The organism is Sphingorhabdus pulchriflava, from assembly GCF_003367235.1.
Taxonomy (GTDB): Bacteria; Pseudomonadota; Alphaproteobacteria; order Sphingomonadales; family Sphingomonadaceae; genus Sphingorhabdus_B; species Sphingorhabdus_B pulchriflava.
This window is the reverse complement of sequence record NZ_QRGP01000001.1, coordinates 96,054-116,717: the sequence shown is the minus strand read 5'-3', so window position 1 is coordinate 116,717 and position 20,664 is coordinate 96,054. Positions and strand designations below refer to the sequence as shown.

The 20,664-nt window shown below is 56.1% G+C and carries 22 protein-coding genes; 5 read left to right on the top strand and 17 right to left on the bottom strand.

Features of this window, described 5'->3' with window-relative positions; translation table 11 throughout:
• From holA to DXH95_RS00515, 4 genes are read right to left on the bottom strand one after another with little or no spacing between them, the layout of a single operon-like run.
• Positions 1–1,029 carry a DNA polymerase III subunit delta gene (holA, locus tag DXH95_RS00530; protein WP_115547538.1) on the bottom strand — a complete coding sequence of 343 codons (1,029 nt, stop codon included), beginning with the start codon at positions 1,027–1,029 and terminating at the stop codon, positions 1–3.
• Positions 1,029–1,517 (bottom strand): LPS assembly lipoprotein LptE, encoded by a 489-nt coding sequence (gene lptE, locus DXH95_RS00525; RefSeq protein ID WP_115547537.1) that lies wholly within the window; start codon positions 1,515–1,517, stop codon positions 1,029–1,031. Before lptE ends, holA begins: the two co-directional genes overlap by 1 nt.
• Positions 1,514–4,024: a leucine--tRNA ligase gene (gene leuS, locus DXH95_RS00520; RefSeq protein ID WP_115547536.1), complete on the bottom strand. Its 2,511-nt coding sequence runs from the start codon at positions 4,022–4,024 to the stop codon at positions 1,514–1,516. The genes lptE and leuS overlap by 4 nt, the downstream gene beginning before the upstream one ends.
• Positions 4,025–4,078: 54 nt before the next feature.
• Positions 4,079–4,507, bottom strand: coding sequence for a DUF3576 domain-containing protein (locus DXH95_RS00515; protein WP_115547535.1), 429 nt, complete (start codon positions 4,505–4,507; stop codon positions 4,079–4,081).
• A gap of 257 nt (positions 4,508–4,764) precedes the next feature.
• On the opposite strand from DXH95_RS00515, the gene DXH95_RS00510 reads away from it, so the two are divergent.
• Positions 4,765–5,520, top strand: coding sequence for a hypothetical protein (locus tag DXH95_RS00510; RefSeq protein WP_115547534.1), 756 nt, complete (start codon positions 4,765–4,767; stop codon positions 5,518–5,520).
• A 9-nt stretch (positions 5,521–5,529) separates the two neighbouring features.
• Here DXH95_RS00510 and DXH95_RS00505 read toward each other — a convergent pair whose 3' ends face one another.
• On the bottom strand, positions 5,530–6,081 hold the full coding sequence (locus tag DXH95_RS00505; RefSeq protein WP_115547533.1) for a thiamine phosphate synthase: 552 nt from the start codon (positions 6,079–6,081) through the stop codon (positions 5,530–5,532).
• Positions 6,082–6,104: 23 nt separating this feature from the next.
• On the opposite strand from DXH95_RS00505, the gene DXH95_RS00500 reads away from it, so the two are divergent.
• The gene (locus tag DXH95_RS00500; protein ID WP_115547532.1) at positions 6,105–6,788 is read left to right on the top strand and encodes a YggS family pyridoxal phosphate-dependent enzyme; all 684 of its coding nucleotides are present in this window, start codon (positions 6,105–6,107) and stop codon (positions 6,786–6,788) included.
• Here the strand turns inward: DXH95_RS00500 and pdeM are convergent.
• The gene (pdeM, locus tag DXH95_RS00495) at positions 6,762–7,448 is read right to left on the bottom strand and encodes a ligase-associated DNA damage response endonuclease PdeM (protein WP_239016493.1); all 687 of its coding nucleotides are present in this window, start codon (positions 7,446–7,448) and stop codon (positions 6,762–6,764) included. The genes DXH95_RS00500 and pdeM overlap by 27 nt on opposite strands.
• A gap of 53 nt (positions 7,449–7,501) precedes the next feature.
• On the opposite strand from pdeM, the gene trhO reads away from it, so the two are divergent.
• Entirely contained in the window at positions 7,502–8,257 is a 756-nt protein-coding gene (gene trhO / locus DXH95_RS00490; protein ID WP_338061693.1) for an oxygen-dependent tRNA uridine(34) hydroxylase TrhO, read from the top strand.
• Here trhO and DXH95_RS00485 read toward each other — a convergent pair.
• The 6 genes from DXH95_RS00485 to DXH95_RS00460 form a co-directional block, all read right to left on the bottom strand.
• Complete coding sequence (locus DXH95_RS00485) at positions 8,254–9,234, bottom strand: aspartyl protease family protein (RefSeq protein ID WP_115547531.1); 981 nt, start codon at positions 9,232–9,234, stop codon at positions 8,254–8,256. The two genes, trhO and DXH95_RS00485, sit on opposite strands and share 4 nt — an antisense overlap.
• Before the next feature lie 80 nt (positions 9,235–9,314).
• Positions 9,315–11,726, bottom strand: a complete 2,412-nt coding sequence (locus tag DXH95_RS00480) for a ligase-associated DNA damage response DEXH box helicase (protein ID WP_115547530.1) — start codon at positions 11,724–11,726, stop codon at positions 9,315–9,317.
• 9 nt (positions 11,727–11,735) lie between these two features.
• Entirely contained in the window at positions 11,736–12,251 is a 516-nt protein-coding gene (locus DXH95_RS00475; RefSeq protein WP_115547529.1) for a hypothetical protein, read from the bottom strand.
• Between the two features lie 32 nt (positions 12,252–12,283).
• The gene (gene pgmG, locus DXH95_RS00470) at positions 12,284–13,669 is read right to left on the bottom strand and encodes a phosphoglucomutase/phosphomannomutase PgmG (protein WP_115547528.1); all 1,386 of its coding nucleotides are present in this window, start codon (positions 13,667–13,669) and stop codon (positions 12,284–12,286) included.
• 39 nt (positions 13,670–13,708) lie between these two features.
• Complete coding sequence (locus DXH95_RS00465; protein WP_115547527.1) at positions 13,709–14,122, bottom strand: J domain-containing protein; 414 nt, start codon at positions 14,120–14,122, stop codon at positions 13,709–13,711.
• The gene (locus DXH95_RS00460) at positions 14,122–14,910 is read right to left on the bottom strand and encodes a division plane positioning ATPase MipZ (RefSeq protein ID WP_115547526.1); all 789 of its coding nucleotides are present in this window, start codon (positions 14,908–14,910) and stop codon (positions 14,122–14,124) included. The genes DXH95_RS00465 and DXH95_RS00460 overlap by 1 nt, the downstream gene beginning before the upstream one ends.
• A gap of 87 nt (positions 14,911–14,997) precedes the next feature.
• On the opposite strand from DXH95_RS00460, the gene panC reads away from it, so the two are divergent.
• Together panC and DXH95_RS00450 are read left to right on the top strand one after the other, a co-directional pair.
• A complete protein-coding gene (panC, locus tag DXH95_RS00455) occupies positions 14,998–15,840 on the top strand; it encodes a pantoate--beta-alanine ligase (RefSeq protein ID WP_420822272.1) in 843 nt (280 codons plus the stop codon).
• Positions 15,841–15,938: 98 nt separating this feature from the next.
• Complete coding sequence (locus tag DXH95_RS00450) at positions 15,939–16,235, top strand: SEL1-like repeat protein (protein ID WP_115547524.1); 297 nt, start codon at positions 15,939–15,941, stop codon at positions 16,233–16,235.
• An 84-nt stretch (positions 16,236–16,319) separates the two neighbouring features.
• Here DXH95_RS00450 and DXH95_RS00445 read toward each other — a convergent pair whose 3' ends face one another.
• From DXH95_RS00445 to DXH95_RS00425, 5 genes are all read right to left on the bottom strand, one after another.
• On the bottom strand, positions 16,320–17,186 hold the full coding sequence (locus DXH95_RS00445; RefSeq protein WP_147291653.1) for a hypothetical protein: 867 nt from the start codon (positions 17,184–17,186) through the stop codon (positions 16,320–16,322).
• A 295-nt stretch (positions 17,187–17,481) separates the two neighbouring features.
• Positions 17,482–18,270: a hypothetical protein gene (locus tag DXH95_RS00440; protein ID WP_115547522.1), complete on the bottom strand. Its 789-nt coding sequence runs from the start codon at positions 18,268–18,270 to the stop codon at positions 17,482–17,484.
• 231 nt (positions 18,271–18,501) lie between these two features.
• Positions 18,502–19,194 (bottom strand): hypothetical protein, encoded by a 693-nt coding sequence (locus DXH95_RS00435; RefSeq protein WP_115547521.1) that lies wholly within the window; start codon positions 19,192–19,194, stop codon positions 18,502–18,504.
• A 56-nt stretch (positions 19,195–19,250) separates the two neighbouring features.
• The gene (locus DXH95_RS00430; protein ID WP_115547520.1) at positions 19,251–19,757 is read right to left on the bottom strand and encodes a M23 family metallopeptidase; all 507 of its coding nucleotides are present in this window, start codon (positions 19,755–19,757) and stop codon (positions 19,251–19,253) included.
• Positions 19,758–19,935: 178 nt separating this feature from the next.
• Positions 19,936–20,481: a GIY-YIG nuclease family protein gene (locus DXH95_RS00425; protein WP_115547519.1), complete on the bottom strand. Its 546-nt coding sequence runs from the start codon at positions 20,479–20,481 to the stop codon at positions 19,936–19,938.
• Positions 20,482–20,664 lie beyond the last annotated feature (183 nt).

The window sequence follows — 20,664 nt, the reverse complement described above, 5'->3', positions numbered from 1 at the left end:
TTAGCGACTTCGCGCAGCTGCCCGGGCTATCCGTGTCAGTTCTTGCTCAAGAATGACGGGACCAAGCTCCCCACCGGCGGCCATCAACCGCGCCTCAAGATCCAGCAGATGCGCATTGAGACCCGCCAACCGGGCCGAGGTCCAACGCTGAACCTGACGTACAAAAGCGTCCTGTTCTTTCCAGAAAATGCCCCGCGCCCCGCGCACCACCGACCCCGGCTGACCGCCTTCATCAACCTTGGCCCGCAACCCCGCCAGCAAGGCGACGCGGCGCTGCAATGCACGAACAATGCGAATGGCATCCAGCCCAAGCGCACGCGATTCAACGATTTCACGGCCCAACAGGCGTACCTCGCCCGCCATCACCTGGTTAACCAGCGCCGTCACATCTTCTTCGGCAGTCTCCGCAGCGAGCAACGCGATGGCAGCCGGTTCAACCGTTGCCGGGCGTGTCTGATCTGCGTCGTAATAGAGCGCCAGCTTTTCGACCTCCAATGCCGCCAGCCGCCGGTCCTGCCCGGTATAACGTACGATTTGCGCCGCCAATGTACGGTCGAAACGCAGCCCTTGCGCCTGCGCTGTAGCCAGCAACTGGTCAAGGGCCTCACCTTCCGTCGGCGCATAGCAGATATGTGCCAGCGCCCGCGGCGATCCCTCGACCAGCTTGCGCAGGCGGCTGGTTTTTTTAAGGTCACCTGCGGTTGCGATTACCGGATTTCCGGCATGTTCGGCTGCAAGCAGGTTTTCGACCGCATCGAAGGCTTCTTCGCGATTGAAGGTCAGCCTGATGTGGCGCGCGCCACCGAAAAGTGACTGCGATGCCGCTTCGTCAGCCAGCAAGGCTGGATCGCCACGCAACCGGCCGCTGTCAAAATCGACCGCTTCATTGTCGGCCCCCAGCGACGCCGACATTTCGGCGGCAATCGCCGAAACCGCAGATTCATCAGGGCCAAATATGAAAAACAACCGGATATCGGGCCGGTTCTTGATACTGGCAATGAAATCCCGCTCGGACCGCTTGCCGCTCATCACCGATTCTGTGCGAAAAGCGAAATACGCGTGACAATCTGTTCAGCGACCTTTTGGGTCAGATTTTCAAGCGCGGTGTTTTCGGCAGCAATTGTTGCATATTCCGAGCTGACCACGTCGATGCCGGCGTCCGAACCGGCAGTGGCATCAAGCACCGTCTTGCCACTTTCAAGGTCAACCAGTTGATAGCGCGCGCGCAACGTGCGCCGTTCGCGCGTTACCGTATCGTCTGCGCGTACGCCAAAGCCTTCAATCTGGTCATCCAGTTTGATGGCCAGACGATAGCGCGTGCTACCTTCCGCCGCAGCACCGAGCCGGTCGTTCAATGCATTGCGCATCAGCCAGCCATTTTTGCCTTCGATGGGATCGACTGTGACCGAGCCGAGCAACGCCGAAACCTGCCCCTGCGAACCACCGCTATACAGCGGCTTCAGCCCGCACGCCGAAAGCAGCAGTGAAGCGAAGAACAGAGGCAGCAGTCGCATCATATAACGATATTCACCAACCGGTCGGGTACGACGATGATTTTCTTGGGGCTCGCCCCATCCATCGAACGCTGCACCTTCTCGCTCGCCAGTGCAAGCGCCTCCAGACCGTCTTTGGACGAACCCTTGGCCACGGTCAGCGTGTCGCGCAGCTTCCCCATCACCTGCACCGCGATAGTCACCTCGTCATCGACCAGCAATGCCGGATCATGCTCGGGCCAGGGCTGGCCTGCGATCAGGCCGTCATTTCCCAAAGCGACCCAGGCCTCTTCGGCCAAATGGGGCAACATTGGTGCAACGAGCAGGGGCAATGTGCGGATTGCTGTAGTGCGTGACGCCGAGGGTCCAGCCTTTTCGATATCGTTGACGAGCCCATGAACCTTGGCAACTGCCTTGTTAAAATGCAGCGCCTCGATATCGGCGGCGATACCGGCAATCGCGCGGTGCAGGCTCTTGTCGAGCGCCTTGTCTTTACCGTCAGGTGCTTCCAGCCCATCGACCAACCGCCACACGCGATTCACGAAGCGCCATGTGCCCTCAATCCCGCTTTCGGACCATTCGAGGTCGCGTTCGGGCGGGCTGTCAGACAACATGAACCAGCGCACGGCGTCGGCACCATATTGGTCGAACATCGGATCGGGATCGACGACGTTCTTCTTTGATTTTGACATCTTCTCGATGCGACCACGCTCAACCGGGGCACCATCAAGGGTAAATGCCTTTTCGCCTTCAAACTTGATTTCTTCGGGGCTGAGCCAAGTGCCTGCAGCCGACTTGTAAGTCTCGTGCGTCACCATTCCTTGCGTGAACAGCGCAGCGAAAGGTTCGGCAAAGTCCAGCTTGCCGACCTTTTGCAAGGCCCGCGTCCAGAAACGGGCATAAAGCAAATGCAGGATCGCATGTTCGATGCCGCCAATATATTGCCCCACCGGCAGCCAGGCCTCAGCCTCTTGCTTGTCGAAGGGCTTGTCGTCCGGCTGCGAAGCGAAGCGGATGAAATACCAGCTGGAATCGGCAAAGGTATCGAGCGTGTCGGTCTCGCGAACCGCCGGCTCCTGACAATTGGGGCATTTCACATGTTTCCAAGTCGGGTGGCGGTCGAGCGGATTGCCGGGAATGTCAAAGCTGACATCTTCAGGCAGTTGCACCGGCAACTGGCTGCGCGGGACCGGCAGCACTCCGCAAAATTCGCAGTGGATGATCGGGATGGGTGTACCCCAATAACGCTGGCGACTGACACCCCAGTCGCGCAAGCGATATTGCGTCTGCCCCTCGCCCCAGCCTTCCTGCTCGGCCTTAGCGGTGACAGCGGCTTTGGCGTCATCGACGCTCATGCCGTCCATCCAGTCCGAATTCACGATTTGGCCGGGGCCTGTGTAAGCCACATCACCTTCAAAATCGCTGTCGGTCAGATCGCCCTCTGCGACTACGCGGCGAACTGGCAGGCGGTATTTGCGGGCGAAATCGAGATCGCGCTGGTCGTGCGCCGGGCAACCGAAAACTGCGCCGGTACCATAGTCCATTAACACGAAATTGGCGACATAGACGGGTAAATGCCAGCTGGGGTCGAGCGGATGCTCGACCGTCAAATTGGTATTGAAGCCCATTTTCTCGGCCGTTTCGAGTTCGGCTGCGGTCGTCCCGCCACGTTTGCATTCGGCTATAAAATCCTGCAGCGCCGGAGCGTTCTCCGCCAACGACTGCGCCAGCGGATGATCCGCCGCGATGGCGACAAAGCTCGCGCCATAAAGCGTATCCGGGCGCGTGGTGAACACGTCGATGCCATCATGCGTGCCGGTCAGGTTGAAGGTCAGCTTCAACCCCTGCGACTTACCGATCCAGTTTTCCTGCATCAGCTTGACCTTCTCCGGCCAATGCTCAAGCCCATCCAAGCCTTCGAGAAGCTCTTCGGCAAAATCCGTAATCTTCAGAAACCACTGGTTCAATTTCTTACGTTCAACGAGAGCGCCTGAGCGCCAGCCGCGCCCGTCGATCACCTGTTCATTCGCCAGCACGGTCATGTCTACCGGGTCCCAGTTGACCTCGCTTTCCTTGCGATAGACTAGGCCCGCCTTGTAAAAGTCGAGAAACAGCGCCTGTTCATGGCCGTAATATTCGGGTTCACAGGTTGAAAGTTCGCGGCTCCAGTCAATCGCGAGGCCGAGGCGCTTCAACTGCTTCTTCATCGCCTCGATGTTTTGCCGCGTCCATGCGCCCGGGTGGACCTTTTTTTCCATCGCGGCATTTTCGGCGGGCATGCCAAAGCTATCCCAGCCCATCGGGTGCAGCACGGCATGGCCGGTCATCGCTTTGTAGCGCGCCAGCACGTCACCCATGGTGTAGTTACGCACATGCCCCATATGGATGCGCCCCGATGGATAGGGAAACATCTCAAGGATATAGCTTTTGGGGCGCGGATCGGTGGCCGGGGGCGCGTTGAACACCCCCTGCTCTTCCCAGATTTTCTGCCAATGCCCGTCCGCCTTGAACGGGTTAAATCGTGACGCCATGGTCTTCCCTGTTGGTCTTCGCGCCTTCAACGCGAAGACGCGGGAATTTTACAATCAGTCGGCGATTGCGCTCCGGCGAAGGTCGCGCGCCTTGGTAAGGATGATGCCTTCAAGCTTCTGGACCGTCGCTGCGCGAGTAGGCGCGGCAACCCATTGACCATTCTGGTTTACTTCCCGCGAAGCAGCCACGCGCAGGGCATCCGCGCGCAAATCCTGATCGAGAATCGATACCGTCAGCTTCATGCGTTCGCCGGGGCTGTTCGGGTTCACATACCAGTCGGTCACGATGACGCCGCCTGCAGAATCGGTTTGCAGCAAAGGCATGAACGAAAGCGCATCGAGCGAAGCACGCCACAAATAGCTGTTGACGCCAATGGTCGTGACCTGGCTTGCTGCCAGATCGGTCTTTGGCCTCTCCTTGCCGCCGCATGCGGCCAGTGCCAAAACCGAAGCCGTGACCAGGACGAACTGGTTAAAACGCATATTGATTCCTCGCGATTTCGCTATTTGTGCCGACGTCTCTATTCACCTTTGTTGGCCTGAGCAAGCTTTCGCGAAACTGAACCGCAAACAGCATGTGGAAAGCCGCAGAAAAGCGGTGAAATCGAATGTCTTTTGCAACTGATTGTTGAGTCTTTGCAACAATATGGAAAAAAGCAGCATGGGAGCGTTAAAAATCTTTGTGTGCGCAGACTTTCCGCCTATGTTTATCCACAGATGGAGTCGTAAGAATAACGATCATGCAGTGGGGTGAAGGATCTGTAGGCCGAAAGTGGCGCAAAGCGGCATTTGCTTTTGCTGCTGGTTCGCTGTTGCTTTCTCCGGTGATCGTTCCTGCTTTTGCGGCGCAATTCTACGATTATGGTCCTTCGACCAAAAGCTGGATGGAACGCTTCACGCCGGCAGGCGTCGACAGTAAGCTCGCCATCAAGGCAGAGCGCAACGCCGTTCAGGGCAACGCGTTCCGCTTTACACCTGCCGGTTTGGGCGATCGCGCCAGCAAGACAATGACTGTCGCTGCGCGGGCTGACCTGTCGGGTTCGTCCGATGCTGTTTCGATTCGTTCGGCAATTGCGAAGTTTGAAGCGGGCGCCGGTTCAACGGTGCGCGTGAACAATTCCAGCTATCAACTGACCGCATCACGTGGCTGGCAGGGCTTCAAACTGCCTGCCAACGCAGTGCAGATCGAACAGCCCCGCCTGTCCGGCATGGTTGGCAAGGGGGATTTCCGACTCGACGATGCAGGCAAGAAGAAGCCCAGCCGCTTCAACACCGATGTCAGCGTTGGCAAGGTTGGCAATTCTGCGCCAAACCCGCGTGGCACAGCAGCCGCTGGCGATTACGCCTTCAATGTCGGCGGCAGCTTCTCCATCTCGCGTCGCGTCGATGTGACAGCAGGCGTTCGTTACGCGAGCGAGCGTGACCGCGTTGCACCCGCCGCTGATAGCGGTCCGGACAGCGAAGCTGTCTATGTCGGCACGAAAATCCGCTTCTAATATTCTCGTTTAACGCCGGAACGCGTCAATGGCGGCCCAGCCATGGACGATGTTGCGCGGCCATTTGGCGGCCTCTGCCCGATTCATTCCTCCCAGTGCCACGACCAGCGCGGGCTGGCATAGGACTGCGAGCCTGTAAAACGCCAAGGCTCCTAATGCGCGCTCGCCGCGATGTGAGCGGGTTTTCCGCAGTGGGGAGAGAAACATGATGTCCGCCCCGTGCCTTTTTGCTTGTTCGATTTCGCGAGGGTTATGAACCGGTGCACTTAGCAGCAACGGCTTGGCTGATACGCCTCGACGATGCACGCCATCTGCGCCCCATGCCCTTGCGGTTCTGGCATCACCGGCCAGCATCAAGATATGCCCACGCTGCACGCAAATATGGCGGATGCGCGCGAATAGCTGCCTGCGTTGCCCTGGTTCCAGCGCATAATGCCGAAAGACCACACCTGAACCGGCAGGCAGCCGTCGAATGGCAGCCAGCAACTGGTCATCCAGCCGTGGATCGGTCATCAGCCAGATGCGCGGAACAGGCTTTCGCAATGGCTGGCGGGCGGGCATGGCAACCGCTATAGCGCGCGGCCATGCCCGATGCGACTCCCGAAACCCCCGCCCGCCGCCTTACCGACATTCACGCCGAAATGGCCAAGGCCTGCAAGATTGCAAAACGCTCCACCGATGACGTTGCGCTGATTGCGGTTTCGAAGACACGCGATGCGGACGAAATCCGTCCGCTTCTCAACGCGGGTCACCGGATGTTCGGCGAAAATCGGGTACAGGAAGCCGCAAGCAAATGGCCTGATTTGCGCAGCACATATCCCGACATTCAACTGCACCTGATCGGTCAGTTGCAATCGAACAAGGCTGAAGAGGCTGTTGAACTGTTCGACTGCATCCATTCGCTCGATCGCATGTCGCTATTGTCGGCGCTGTCGAGAGCGATGACCAAGGCTGGAAAGCAGGTTCCCTGCTTCATCCAGGTCAATATCGGCGAAGAAGAGCAGAAGGGCGGCTGCGCGATTGCCGAACTGCCTGAACTGCTCGAGGCAGCAAAGGCTGCACATATCGCGGTGGTCGGACTGATGTGCATACCGCCAGCCGATGTCGAGGCCGCCCCCTATTTCGCGCTTTTGGCTGAACTCGCAGCACGCCACGGCCTGTCGCAGCTCAGCATGGGCATGTCCGACGATTTTCCGACTGCGATCCAATTGGGCGCGACGCATATCCGCGTCGGCACCGCCTTATTCGGCCCGCGCCCGGCTGGCTGACAGTGGAAAGCAGAGCGCCCGCCCAGCCGCTGGCACCAGCGCCTGAGTCGCATATCCCCCGCAAGCCTCGCTGATCACCGAATCGTCAGCGTCCAGCCCCCCGGTAAGCGCACCGAAAGCAGGCAGAATGAGCTTGCTCGCGCTCCGCACAAAACAGCGCCTCGATACCAACCGTCCCCGGATTTCCTGCCGGAATTTGGGATGGAAATGGCCCGAAATTTCGGGCCGCCGGTCGTGCGGTTCGGCTTCGTGCCGCAGTATGACGCCATCGAAGCATAGTTCTTCGTGGACTACGCCGCCCCAATTTGCGGCGAGGCCCGGATCGTGATTGCCGACAATCCAGCGCCAGTCGCAACTGACAGTCAGTTGCCGCAACAGTCGTGCGGCTTCATCCTCCAGCCGTGCCTCTCCGCCATCGTCGTGGAAGTTGTCGCCGAGGCAATAGATCGCCTCAACTGCATATTTGCGCGCCAGCCCGGCCAGTTCTTCTAGGGTGGCGCGGCTGTCATAAGGCGGCAGGAACTGCCCACCCTTGGCATAGCTCGAAGCCTTTTCGAGGTGCAGGTCGGCAACGAGCAAGGCGCGGCGCGCAGGCCAATAGAGCGCCGCCTCACCCGCCGCTTCAAAGTCGTGTCCGCCAAAAAAAATATGTGCCGTCACAGCGGTCGCTATGAGCAATGCGCGACGGGCTGACAAGCGGAGGCTTTTGCTTTATGCGCGCCGCCATCATGCTTTCTGTCGTTGCCCTCTACTATTTCGCGCCGATATCCGATCCGCGCACGATCCGCGATCCGCTGTTTGCCTTTTGCGAGCGAAGGGGGATCAAGGGCACGCTGCTGCTCGCAACAGAAGGCGTCAACGGCACGATTGCGGGTACACGCGCAGCGCTTGAGGAAGTCGTTGCCTATATCCGCAGCTGGGATGGCTTTGCCGCGATGGAGGTCAAATATTCGCATGCGGATGCGATGCCGTTCGGGAAGTTGAAGGTGCGGCTGAAGCGCGAGATTGTGACCATGGGGGTCGAGGGAATCGATCCGCGCTCCGACGTAGGCCACTATGTCGAACCGGCAGACTGGAATGCACTGATTTCCGACCCTGAGACCATCGTCATCGATACCCGCAATAATTTCGAGGTTCAGGCCGGAACCTTTGTACGCGCGATCAATCCGGAAACCGTTTCATTCCGCCAGTTCCCGGCATGGTTCGATGCTGAAGCAGATAAACTGCGCGCTGAAGGCAAGTCGCCGAAATTCGCGATGTTCTGCACCGGTGGCATACGCTGCGAAAAGGCAACCGCCTATGTCCGCGCGCAGGGCTTTGACGAGGTCTACCATCTCAAAGGCGGCATTTTGAAGTATCTCGAAGAAGTGCCGCCCGCGGAGAGCCGCTGGCAAGGCAACTGCTACGTCTTTGACGAACGCGAACTGATCGGCCACGGCCTTGAGCTACGCAAAGGCACGTCGGCCTAGCGACTGGCGAGCGCGAGCCGGCTCAAAGGTTCGTTGCGCGCACCTCTTGGCAGATCAAAGGCGACACGCCGGTTACCAAAATCGATGACCACGCGGTCAAACAGTTTCAGCGCATCCATGCCAAACAGAATGGCGGGTCGGTCGTTCAGATTGAGCGCATGGAACGCATAGTTATCGGCAAAGGTGACCGGCAGATTGGCGACATTGAAACTGCCAATCTTTATTTCCTTTATCTGGCTGAAATCGCCCGGCAGCTCCTTGCCCGTGACGCTTTTCATGGTCACCGGGACATATTCGAAGCGTAAATGCCGTCTGCGCAACCGATCGCGCAACGCGAAATTGCCCATGCTGGCTTGCGCACCGGTGTCGAGTACGATGTCCACTTTGAAACCGTCAATCTCTGCGCTCGACAATATCATCCGGCCAGCGCGTTTCTTGGCGCTGACAACGATCATGCCCTGTTCGAGCTTACCGGGGCGCTTGCCGATGGCCGAAGGCAGGACTTCAAGATGCTGGGTGCGGAAATCGAGGAAGACCTTGCTGTCTTCCAGGCTATCGATGCCCAATAGGCCATTGCCACCAAGATTGCCGCGTTCGAGCGCGGGGGCTTCGATACCCTCAACGGTGTGCGATTTGAGCGACAATTCCTCGATGTAAAAGGAAGGGGCAACGGTCGGGCCAGAAATAGTCGCCAACCTCAGTTCCGGACCGGCTTCCAGCGCAAGCCGCTTTGCGAGATCACCGGATATGACCGTACGTTCGGCCCCTGTATCGACAATGAAATCCAACGGCTCACTGTTGTTGATGCGCACCGGCACGGTCATACGGTCGGATCGGTCGATTTCGAACTGCTGGATAACTGACAATTCAGGGATCAGCGGTGCCTCTGCAGGCGGATTGACCTCCTGCCCTCCGACAAAGGCCATCAAAGGCGCAGCGCAGAGCGCCAGCATCGAAATTCCAAGCCAATGTCGCATGGCTGTTCTCCTCTGGCGCAATACTACGCCTGGCACGAGCCGCGAACAAGCGCCGTGTCGATTATTCGACGAACGGCATTTCAGGGGGTCATGGCTATGCCCGCCAGACTTTCCGCCTCGACCAATAGCGCGTCGTCGACCGAACCTTGCGCCACACTTTCACGCCCGATCATCACCATCAAGGGCACCGCCATCGGGCTGACTCGTTCGAGCCGGATGTGCAGCATGGTATCCTCCGCACGGTCGAGCAAATCGCCCAGCCGCCCGACATCGGTCAGCCGCGCGCGTGCATCGTGCCATGCGGCCTCTAGCAGCAAATGGCCGGGTTCATATTTGCGCAGCACATCATAGATCAGATCGGTCGAAAAGGTTACCTGCTTGCCGGTCTTGCGCTTGCCCGGATGCTGGCGTTCGACAAGGCCGGAGATGATCGCGACCTCGCGGAAGGCGCGTTTCAAAAGATAGCTATTCTCCACCCAATCGACGAACTCCTCTTCCAATATGTCTGACGAAAAGAGCGAGGCGGGATCGATGACTTCCTCCAAACTCCAGATACCCAGCGCATAATCGCTGGCGACGAAACCCATGGGTTTCAGCCCGCGCATTTCCATCCGCTTGGTCACCAGCATGCCAAGCGACTGGTGCGCGTTCCAGCCTTCGAACGGATAAACCACCAGATAATGCCGGTCTTCGTGCGGGAAGGTTTCGGCGAGCAATTGCCCGGGCTCGGGTAGTGCAGAGCGATAATCCTGCATCTCCAGCCATTCGCGCACATCATCTGGAAAGCGCGCCCAGCCCGCACGATCGGTCAGGAATTTGCGCACGCGGCTCGCCAGATGTGTCGTCAACGGCATCCGTGCGCCCATGTAGGACGGTATCTGCGCTGCCTTTTTTGCGGCCCGCACGATCAGATCCAGATCGCGGATCGCTTCCACCTCCAGCGCCATGCCGGCGAAGATGAAGCTGTCGCCGGGGCGCAAGGGCGCGGCGAAATATTCTTCGACCCGGCCCAGACTACGGCCATTTTTGAAGCGCACGTCGAGCATGGGTGCATCGACAATGATGCCCGCGTTGAAGCGATGCTGCGCGGCAAATTTGGGGTGGGATAGGCGCCAATTCCCTTTTCCATCGGGCACCAGCTTCCTAAACTTGTCATAGGCCTTGAGTGCATAGCCACCGGTCGCGACAAACTCGATCACCCGCCCAAAGGTAACCGCATCCAGCCCGCTATAGGGCATCGCCGAACGCACCTCGTCGAGCAGCTCCGCCTCATTGAACGGCGCAGCGCAGGCGCAAGCCATCACATGCTGGGCGAGGACATCATAGCCGCCGGGGCGAAAAACCTCGCCATCGCGCACCCCCTCCTCCACCGCATCGAACGCCGCCTGCGCCTCCAGATATTCGAAGCGGTTGCCGGGGACGAGCAACGCCTTTGAAGGCACGTCCATGCGGTGGTTCGACCGCCCGATCCGCTGAAGCAGGCGCGAGCTGCCCTTGGGCGCGCCCATCTGGATCACGCAATCGACATCGCCCCAATCAACCCCCAGATCAAGGCTGGCGGTGCAGACCAGCGCCTTCAGATTCCCCGCCGCCATTGCGCCCTCAACCTTGCGCCGCGCCTCTACCGAGAGCGAGCCATGGTGGATGCCGATCGCATATTTGGGGTCGTTCGCGTCCCACAATTTCTGGAAGATATATTCGGCGAGGAAGCGCGTGTTGCAGAAGATCAGCGTGGTGCGGTTGCGGCCAATCTCCTCGATCAGCTGCGGCACCGCATATTGCCCGCTATGTCCGGACCAGGGCACACGACCTTCAGGGAGCAGTATCTGCAGGTCAGGATCGGCGGCAGGTTCCCCCTCAACCAGCCGCACCGCGTCGATCTCACCATAGGGTGCCAACCAGGCGCGATAGGCATCCGGATCGGAAATCGTCGCCGAAAGACCCACGCGTTGCATTTGGGGCGACAGCTTTTGCAGGCGAGCGAGGCTAAGCGACAGCAGATCGCCGCGCTTCGAATTGGCGAATGCGTGGACTTCATCGATAATCACGCGCTTCAGCCCCGCAAACAGCAACAGGCTGTCTTCATGGCTGAGCAGCAGCGACAGCGATTCCGGCGTGGTCAGCAGGATATGCGGCGGCCGCACTCGCTGCCGCGCCTTGCGTTCCGACGGGGTATCGCCGGTACGGGTTTCGATGCGGATCGGCAGGCCCATTTCCTCGACCGGCATCAGCAGGTTGCGGCGGACATCGACAGCGAGGGCTTTGAGGGGGGAGATGTAGAGGGTGTGGAGCCCATCAAAATCGGGATCGGTAATGAGTTCGGCCAAAGTCGGCAAAAACCCCGAAAGCGTCTTCCCCGCCCCTGTAGCCGCGACCAGCAAGGCATGCCGCCCTTCCGCCGCCGCATCGACCATCTCCAACTGATGCCGCCGTGGCTGCCAGCCGCGCGCGGCGAACCAGTTGAGAATCTGTGAGGGAAGGATATCGTCCATTGGCCCTCATTATTTGTCGGAATTTTCCCGTCGCGCCTTAACTTGACGGTCGAACTCGGCTTTAGCGATGCGGTATCTCTGCAAAACTTCCGGTGACGTTTCACAACGCGCCAACTTGCCACCGTCCTTCAACGTGTAATCGCTCACAGTTAGCGGTGGAATATTGGGTGTACTACTCTCGGGAACTACGTTTTCCAGAAAAGTAAAATTACAAATGCCGTTGCCGGCGAGAGACCTGCTGATCCGGATCGTATCGCCCAAGGTGGGAGGGTTTCTGGACTTTACGACAACAGAATAGTCTACGCTGTCTGTGTTGGGCAGAGCAAAAATGAGTGCATCGAGCAAGTCTGTGGGTTGTCCATTTGCGGATGACCAATTGCCATCGGGATTGAGCGAAATGGCCTTTTGCACTCTTTCACTGTGTTCCGCTTCAACGATACTGAAAGCTGATTCCAGATAGATCGAAGGAACTGGCGGCCTTGTCTTAAGATAAAAGAAAATCGCATTGGCGGAAACAGCTGCCAACAGAAGTAAACACAGAATTTTCCGATTTCGGCTCAATGCCCCACACTCTCCCCACGCTCCAGCCCTGATGCCGCCAGTTGAGCGTCGATCTGCGCCATCAGCCGCTCCAGACCAGCCTCGCTCGAAGCCTCCGCCCGAGCGACCAAAACATCCTGCGTGTTCGAGGCGCGCAGCAACCACCAGCCGTCCGCCGTGTTCACTCGCGCGCCATCTGTGGCGTTCACGTCTGCGCCTTCCACCGAAAGCCGCGCCAGCACTTCGTCGATCACGGCGAACTTACGGCTTTCGTCGACCTGAAAGCGCATTTCGGGGGTGTTGATCATTTCGGGCATCGCCGAACGCAATTCGGTGACGCTCTTGCCGAGCCGCGCCGACGCGCGCATCAGCCGGAGGCCGGCATAGATCGCGTCGTCAAAACCGTAATAATCATGCTTGAAGAAGATATGCCCGCTCATCTCACCCGCCAGCGGAGAGCCAACCTCCTTCATTTTGGATTTGATCAGGCTGTGCCCGGTCTTCCACATCAGCGGCTTACCGCCGAGGGCCGCGATCCGGTCATACAGCGCCTGTGACGCCTTGACGTCGGCGATAATCGTCGCGCCCGGCACATCGGCGAGCACATCTTCGGCGAAAATCTGGAGGAGCTGATCGCCCCAGATCACGCGGCCCTGCCCGTCAATCGCGCCGATCCGGTCCCCATCACCGTCAAAAGCCAGTCCGAAATCGAGCTGTTTCTCCGCGACAAGCCGCTTCAGGTCGACGAGGTTCTTCTCCTCGGTAGGATCGGGATGATGATTTGGAAAATTGCCATCGACTTCGGTAAACAGCGTATGATGCTCGCCCGGAAGCAACTTCACCAGTCGCTCGACCACCGGCCCGGCGGCACCATTGCCGGTATCCCAGGCGATGCGGAACGGTTTGTCGGGTGCAGCTTCAGCAATCCGCGCGACATATTGGTCCATGATGTCAAACGAGGAGGCGCTACCCGCCCCCTCGGTCCAATCGCCCGCCGCGGCCATCGCGCCGAGCGTCTGGATGTCCGCCCCAAAGAAGGGTCGTCCCTGGAAGACCATCTTGAAGCCGTTATAATTGGCGGGGTTGTGGCTGCCGGTTATCTGGATGCCGCCATCGACATCTTCCAGCACGGCCTCCGCATAATATAGCATCGGCGTCGGACCCATACCGACAGATACCGCGTCGAGCCCGCTTTCATTGATGCCGCAGATCAGAGCTTCTTCGAGCATCGGCGAGCTGGTGCGGCCATCATAGCCCACAGCCACCTTCTTCCCCCCTGCGCGACCCAGCAAGGTCGCAAAGCTGCGCCCTATGGCATAGGCATCCTCTGCCCCCAAGGTTTCGCCGATGATCCCGCGAATGTCATATTCGCGCAGGGTCGTGGGGTGGAAATTGTGCGGCATGGGGAGAGCTCCGGCGCTTTGAAAGGGTGCGGTAGCCCTCTAATCCTTTTTCCGTTTCAAATCATCCAGCAAAAGATCGCGGGCCTCGTTCAATTTACGTTTGCGTTCATCGCCATCGCCGCGCTCGGGGTCGCTTTTCGTCACCAACTCCTTGTGACGCGCCTTGATCTTCTCTGCATCGTCATTCGCCGAAACACCAAGCAACCAGCGGGCGGCGGCCAGTTCATATTCGCTGCTCGGTATCTGCCGCAATTTCGACAGCCGCAGCGTCATACCGCGGAACCAGAAAACACCGACACCGATGGCCGGAAGCCCCAGCAGCCATGCGCCGCGCAGCGAGAGCACCGCGCCGGCAATCACCAGCGCCAGTGGCAGCAACTGCTTGGGCATCAATTTCCCCGACCACAGCCCCCAGCCAATTCCGGCAGCGACGAGGAGGAGGAACGGGATCATCAGACCAGCTGCGGCTGTGCGAATTCGGGGAGAGCGAGCGCCGAGACCAGCTCACGCAATTCCTGCCGCGCGACGATATGCGCTGTGCCAAGATTGCCGAGATGCCCCTTATCGACCAGTGTCAGCCCTGACGGGAAGAGTTCGCGATAGATAACGCGTTCGTTAAGACCCGGAACCACGCGGAACCCTGCGCGCTTGGAGAGCTCCGCAATCGCATCGGTCATGCGCTGCTGGTTGCGGGCTTCCATATTGTGCAGGCGGTTGCGCAGCACCACCCAGTCAATTGTCGTGCCATCGGCGCGAGCGCGGGCCATCCGCGCCTCCCACATCAGTTCGGCATAAAAGCTGAGTTTCTTGACCTTGAAATTTTCGGCATCGACACGGCCCATCAGGTCGAAATCGATAAAGCTGTCGTTGATCGGCGTAACCAACGTGTTGGCGCGGGTGGCAACAAAACGCGCATAAGGATCATCGCGTCCCGGTGTGTCGAAGATCAGGAAATCACAGTCTGATTCGAGCTTTGCTATCTGCTCCTCCAGACGTGCCTGCGATTCCTGTTCGAATACGTCAAAGGCGGGAAGTGGCAGGTGGATATCGCGCCGCGCCATCGTGTCGCGACGGTTTTCAAGATAGCGATACAGCGTGCGCTGGCGCGAATCGAGGTCCAGACACGCGACGCGAGCGCCGCGTGAGGCCAGCGCAATGGCAACATGAACGGCAGTGGTCGACTTCCCCGTTCCGCCCTTTTCATTAGCAAATACAATATGATGTGCTTTGGCCATTGCCAGCTATACCTTTGATTCCGAAATTCGTCTTGCACAGTGCTGTGCGCGGCGCTGTATGCGATGACCTGCCATAACCAAGGCCCAAATGACGTGCAAACCATCAATAGGTTAACAGAGCTTCGCGCCGCCACCCGAGCCATAAAAGCTGCGGATAAGTCTCTGGCGCTTGTCCCGACCATGGGCGCGCTCCATGCTGGGCACCTTCAGTTGGTTGAGGAAGCGAAGCGGCGGGCCGATGCAGTGGCCGTGTCAATCTTTGTGAACCCGACCCAATTCGGCCCCAATGAAGATCTCGACGCTTATCCGCGCATGTTGGAGGAGGATTCCGCCAAGTTGCGCTCTGCCGGGGTCGATTTGCTCTGGGCTCCGCCGGTCGGCGAAGTCTATCGCGAAGGGCGCGCGACACATATCCATGTCGAGGGACCAAGCAGCGGCTATTGCGGTGGCGCGCGTCCCGGCCATTTCGATGGCGTTGCGCTGGTGGTGACCAAGTTGTTCAATCAAGTTCAACCAGACTTCGCCTGTTTTGGCGAAAAGGATTTCCAGCAGTTGGCTGTCATCCGCCAGTTTGTATGCGACCTCGACATCAATGTCGAAATTGTCGGCGTTCCCATTGTGCGCGATACCGACGGCCTCGCACTGTCCTCCCGCAACGCCTATCTTTCTGCCGAAGAGCGCCAAGATGCACTCGCCCTACCACAGGCGTTACAGAAAGCGCGCGAAGCCATCCTTGCGGGCGGGGATGTGCCTGCGATTCTCGCCGAGGCGCAAACGGCCTTATTGGCCGCTGGTTTCGCCAATGTGGACTATTTTGCCTTGGCCGATGCCCAGACGCTTGCCCCTGTATCAGCGCTAACTGGCAGGCCGTTACGCTTGCTGGCTGCGGCTAAAATCGGCAAGACCCGGCTCATCGACAATCTCGCAGTCGACTAGCTTCTGTCCATAGCGGATTAAAAAAGTTCGATTCGCGTTAACCATTTATTAGCCACGTTCGGGCGAACACTCCCTCAACAACAGAGGGAAATAACGTCATGGCCAATAGTTTGAAAAGCGCCACGTTTTTAATGGAGAGCCGGATTGCGGATGCGGCACAGGGCAGTGCCAGCGCGTTGTTCGATCTGGGGGTAGCCTACTCGACCGGGAGCGGCGGCATCGACGTCGATCTGGTCGAGGCACATAAATGGTTCAATCTGGCAGCGCTCAACGGAAACGAAGAAGCCGTCTATTGCCGCGCCGAAATCTCCGACGAGATGACCGCGCGTGAAATTGCCGAAGCGCAGAAACTCGCCCGCGCCTGGCTCAACGAAAATATGCGTCGCGCCGCATAAGGCTGCTGAGCCGACCTGCATTACGCCGTTTTCAACTCAGATGTGAACCGTCGCAAACAAATTTGGCGAGTACGGCGCGCCGGTTTATGGGATGCAGTCCTTAGGCTTCAGCTGTATAAGCCATTGTTTGAACGCTGGATTATTTTCATAACGTCCGCGGCCCTTATACTTGACCGGCGGCAAACCTAGGCGCGCCATGTCAGCGATCGAAAACCCCCAACCAAGCTGTTCGCCAGACAAACGATCATCGAATCGCGAGCCAACACCGCATATTGCGAATGTATCGTTGGCAAGGCCCATCCTTTTGTAGAGCGCAGCTTCCTTCGCGATAAGCGCCTGTATCGTAGGAACGGCTTCGTCCAGATAGGCTTCCATATCAACCGGTTTGCCATCCGGATCTTTGAAATTATCCGCTTGCCCCTGAACCGAAGCGCGCAGATGCTCACGCAGCGTCAAACCCTTTTGGGCCGCGACGATCTCAAATCCGCGATCATTTCCATGCCAACCCAGAAAAGCGTTTTCATTGATCGTGATGCTGGCAGCTGCGGGCGCCAAAAAGTTGGCACAAGATGAAAAACAGCCTGTCTCGATAGTCAAATGGGGCTTCAGATCGGCGATAATCGATCCAATGAAAATTCCGGGCTTGGTGTCTCCACCGCCGGAGTTCACCACCATCTTTTTTATCTGACCACGCCGAACATCGCGGATGGCTTCGCTCAGTGCCGTCAACCCATTTTCATTGATACCGCCGATATAGGTCAGCGTATCCCCCTTTATCGTTACTACGGGATTTGGGTCAGTGGAGGGCTTAATTGGTTTATATTCGGCTTGAACAGAGCTGGCTCCTAACAGGATAGGGATGATGAACAGGCGGCTCTTCATGGAAGCTCCTTTTCGTTGCGCGAGAAACCAGAAGGAACGAGGCGACAAAACTTTACGCTTTCGAACCATACTGGTGGAGCCGAGGGGAATCGAACCCCTGACCTCGTCATTGCGAATTCTATTGATAGGTTAGCGATAGACAAGGAATTACAATAGTTTCCGGCCGTATTTCCTGTGTCGTTTGCTCGGTCCAAGCCAATTCCCAAACTGGGCAGAGATGCGAATTACAATTTTGCCTGCTGGAAAGGCTTTCGATTGGGAAAGTTCCTGGAATCGACCTCGTGGCTTCCCACTGACGGCGGCAAACGCGTCACCCAAAAGACGCGGCTTTTGAAGCAACAGAGCGATCTGATCTCTTCCCCACTCAACTTCCGCTCAATTTATCTTCGTCTTCTCTAATCCATCCTTCGATCCGCTCTATACTCTCTTCGATATCACGTTCTTTGCTCCGTGCCTCCTCAAGCCACTCGGAAAAGATACCCTGCCACTTTTCGCTGTTGGTTTCATAGAGCTTATCCTCCAACTCGCTTATGCGGTTTCGCACACGATTTAGAGCGTCCTCGGCATTCGATAGTTTTTCTTGGTTCCGTCGAATGTTCGCATTTGTTCGTTCGATCCATTGTGCACGCTTGCTTTCAAACTCTGCTTGTTTTGCCTCATACTCCTGTCGACGTTGATCTTTGTAGTCTTTGTATTTTTCCCAGAACCGATCATGCGATTCTCGCGCGTCTTGGATCGCACCGAAACACTCTTCCTTGTGTTCTCGCGTCATCCTAGCCTTGTTACGTGACAATTTTTGTCCGGCCTCTTTCAAACGGACTTGGAGCTCTTTCATTTCCTCTACGGTCGTCTCCCCCAAAACGGAGCCCACGAAGAAGTCCGCCGAAGCACTCCAGTAGCAAGCCCTTGCTTCGGACACTATATCAACCCTGTATGTTTCAGATTGTGCGGCAAAATTGGCTTTCTCTACATCCGCTAAACGAGATGCCTTTTGCCGAAGCATTTGGAACCGATCCCAAGCGGCTTGATGCTCTTCCTTGCTTGCAAACCCCTTGTAGCCCTTAAACTGTTCTTGGATTTGCCTACACAAATCCCAAACCGGTCGCCAATCATGACGTTCGACTTCAAAGCCGATATAGGCGCTCTCATCCATCCAGGGGATAGCGCGATCAAGTTGCTCAATCAGAATTTCTAAGCTGCTTCCAGAAAAGACCACATTTTATCTTTCGTTTAGTATTAATGTAATACAAACGGGAAACACATCACATCATTAAGTTTCCTTTTCAGCCACAATTCTTTACAGAAAAACTAGCTATATCGCCTTATAGAACTTAAAATATTTGTAGCCATGATGCCAGCGCAAGCTAAAAACGGCATCTTATACTTACTGCAATCTGCGCCAGCCATCATCATATTTCGCGAACGGAATTCTTTGATATCTCTGAATGTTCCAAAATGGATCCATACTATAGTCTAAATGAGCATATAGAATATTCGGATAGAAATCAAAGCGCACATCCGCGATAGAAACATTTGCAGATTGTTCGAATATACCTGTAACTTCAGCTAAACACACCTTTCCAAGAACGTATGTTCCGCTTTCCCTTTGACTGGAAGACAGATATTGCTGCATTTCTTGGGTGGGAGTTATATAAAAATAGACATTATATACAGTACCCATTTTCATTATTTCTTCTTTATAAGTCGCAATTTTACTATCTTGCATTCTCGATACTAATTTCCTCTTTTCATCAATTTGCCTCTTTTGATCTTCTGTCATTTCCTCCCCATAGTATATGTTATCGATCGATCCTCTGTACTGATATTTAATGCTATTTTTCACATCATAACAAATTTCACCGAGCACAGATTTCACATACTCCCTAGTCAATTTGTCAGACGACTTATCTGGCAAAGCTGCATCTTTGGAAATTTGCTCCGCTTTCCCATAGAGTGCTTCCTGAATGAGCTTCTCTCGCATTTCGTCACCCGTTGGACGCTTATCAGCCTCCACTTTACAGGAGGAGAGAGCAGCTAACGACAGCAATAGCTGCGACGTATAGATAATATTTTTCATATAGGCCCTTCAATCATCTAATTCCATTTATTTTAATTCTTAAAATTAAAACTAATCTATCTTATTCTTGGCCTAACGTAGTATTCATTAAATTTATCTCTACTCTGCCCTTTAAATGTTTTATTAGGAAATGCCCCATGCTGACAGCCATCTGATTGTTTACACTGATTCAAATGAAGATGATTGCTATAAACTGTTCCAATAATTTGACCTCTATCAACACGTTGGCCAGATTTTACGGAAACATTTAAATGTAGGTAGCCATTGCTAGTGCCATCGCGGTTGAAAACAACAACGTAGTCACCATCACTTCCGCCAAGATTTCCTACTTTATATACGACTCCATCCTTCATCGAAAAAACTTTGTTCCCAGCTGCCAAAGCTAAATCGACTCCCGTATGAACCAATTCCGGATTCCGGCTCCAGTCCACTCCAAACTCTTGAGTGATCGCTTTATAACTAACTAGCGGAGAGCCAAGCTTGACAGGGCCATTGTAAATTTGGGCAGTTGCCGTTGACGCAAGAAAACACAAAAAAACGCTCAGCTTAGTGCTATTTCTCATGCTAACATCTCCCTTGAATATCCAATCTCCAGCGCTCGGACTTCAATCATAATCTCGGGATCACTATCTTCAACGAAAATCCAACTGTATGTCCATCGTCAGAACATTTCGCACTGATGGCTGCGTTGTGAAGTGCTCCCCTGAAATGTGATCGCTTTGTGCTGTGCTGGCTAAGCGTTCATTTCCAAGTTAGATTTTCGATTTTCTTGTTCAGAAGATCATTGGGAAATGATCTGATAAGCAGGGATTCAATATCGACGATCATGTCCTCGGCCACTCGGTAAGCGCTGACATATTCCGCTAATTCATGCAAACGCACGCTTACTGGGCGAATTTGTCGACGCATTTCATCGGCTGTGCGAAAATCTTGGCGTCGTTCTGGATGTTGGACCCTAAGAATTTTTTGCACTTGTGGATCTCGGTCACGATTGTAAGCGAGGTTGATTTCCTTCCAGAGCGATTGCGATTTTGTCTTGCCAACATACAGTGCGCGCCCGCGACTATCGTAAAAAATATAAATACCGCGATGGGCTTCCAATTCTCTCTTCAACCCAGCCAAGTAAGGGTGGCTGCTGTCTCCCTTGCCTTCGTCGAAAATTCTCCAGTTCGAGCCATTTCGTACAGAAGTGGGCCGTATCTGGAAAAACTCCACCACAGGTTGAATCGCATCTGTTTGCGCACGTTTCTTCGCAGCCTTTGCGACACCCGTAAGCAAATTGACCATTTGCCTTGGGGTTATTGATTCGCGCGACCGCCAATTTGCTAGGCCAGGTACACTTATTCCTAAATGCTCCGCGACTGCACGATCTGTAGCTGGGCCCGATCCAGGTTCGGTTATGGAACGCCTTACATAATCAACAAAATCTCGCCCGTTCATAGCTCCCCCGAGATAGTAATGAATTAGCTC

Coding starts and splice junctions, on each gene's coding strand:
- DXH95_RS00435 (WP_115547521.1), bottom strand. CDS start 19,194: ATGAAAAATATTATCTATACGTCGCAGCTATTGCTGTCGTTAGCTGCT.
- lptE (WP_115547537.1), bottom strand. CDS start 1,517: ATGATGCGACTGCTGCCTCTGTTCTTCGCTTCACTGCTGCTTTCGGCG.
- DXH95_RS00425 (WP_115547519.1), bottom strand. CDS start 20,481: ATGGTCAATTTGCTTACGGGTGTCGCAAAGGCTGCGAAGAAACGTGCG.
- DXH95_RS00515 (WP_115547535.1), bottom strand. CDS start 4,507: ATGCGTTTTAACCAGTTCGTCCTGGTCACGGCTTCGGTTTTGGCACTG.
- DXH95_RS00465 (WP_115547527.1), bottom strand. CDS start 14,122: ATGATCCCGTTCCTCCTCCTCGTCGCTGCCGGAATTGGCTGGGGGCTG.
- DXH95_RS00450 (WP_115547524.1), top strand. CDS start 15,939: ATGGCCAATAGTTTGAAAAGCGCCACGTTTTTAATGGAGAGCCGGATT.
- DXH95_RS00510 (WP_115547534.1), top strand. CDS start 4,765: ATGCAGTGGGGTGAAGGATCTGTAGGCCGAAAGTGGCGCAAAGCGGCA.
- DXH95_RS00445 (WP_147291653.1), bottom strand. CDS start 17,186: ATGGTTCGAAAGCGTAAAGTTTTGTCGCCTCGTTCCTTCTGGTTTCTC.
- pgmG (WP_115547528.1), bottom strand. CDS start 13,669: ATGCCGCACAATTTCCACCCCACGACCCTGCGCGAATATGACATTCGC.
- DXH95_RS00505 (WP_115547533.1), bottom strand. CDS start 6,081: ATGCCCGCCCGCCAGCCATTGCGAAAGCCTGTTCCGCGCATCTGGCTG.
- leuS (WP_115547536.1), bottom strand. CDS start 4,024: ATGGCGTCACGATTTAACCCGTTCAAGGCGGACGGGCATTGGCAGAAA.
- DXH95_RS00480 (WP_115547530.1), bottom strand. CDS start 11,726: ATGGACGATATCCTTCCCTCACAGATTCTCAACTGGTTCGCCGCGCGC.
- DXH95_RS00485 (WP_115547531.1), bottom strand. CDS start 9,234: ATGCGACATTGGCTTGGAATTTCGATGCTGGCGCTCTGCGCTGCGCCT.
- DXH95_RS00440 (WP_115547522.1), bottom strand. CDS start 18,270: ATGGATGAGAGCGCCTATATCGGCTTTGAAGTCGAACGTCATGATTGG.
- holA (WP_115547538.1), bottom strand. CDS start 1,029: ATGAGCGGCAAGCGGTCCGAGCGGGATTTCATTGCCAGTATCAAGAAC.
- DXH95_RS00500 (WP_115547532.1), top strand. CDS start 6,105: ATGCCCGATGCGACTCCCGAAACCCCCGCCCGCCGCCTTACCGACATT.
- DXH95_RS00430 (WP_115547520.1), bottom strand. CDS start 19,757: ATGAGAAATAGCACTAAGCTGAGCGTTTTTTTGTGTTTTCTTGCGTCA.
- trhO (WP_338061693.1), top strand. CDS start 7,502: ATGCGCGCCGCCATCATGCTTTCTGTCGTTGCCCTCTACTATTTCGCG.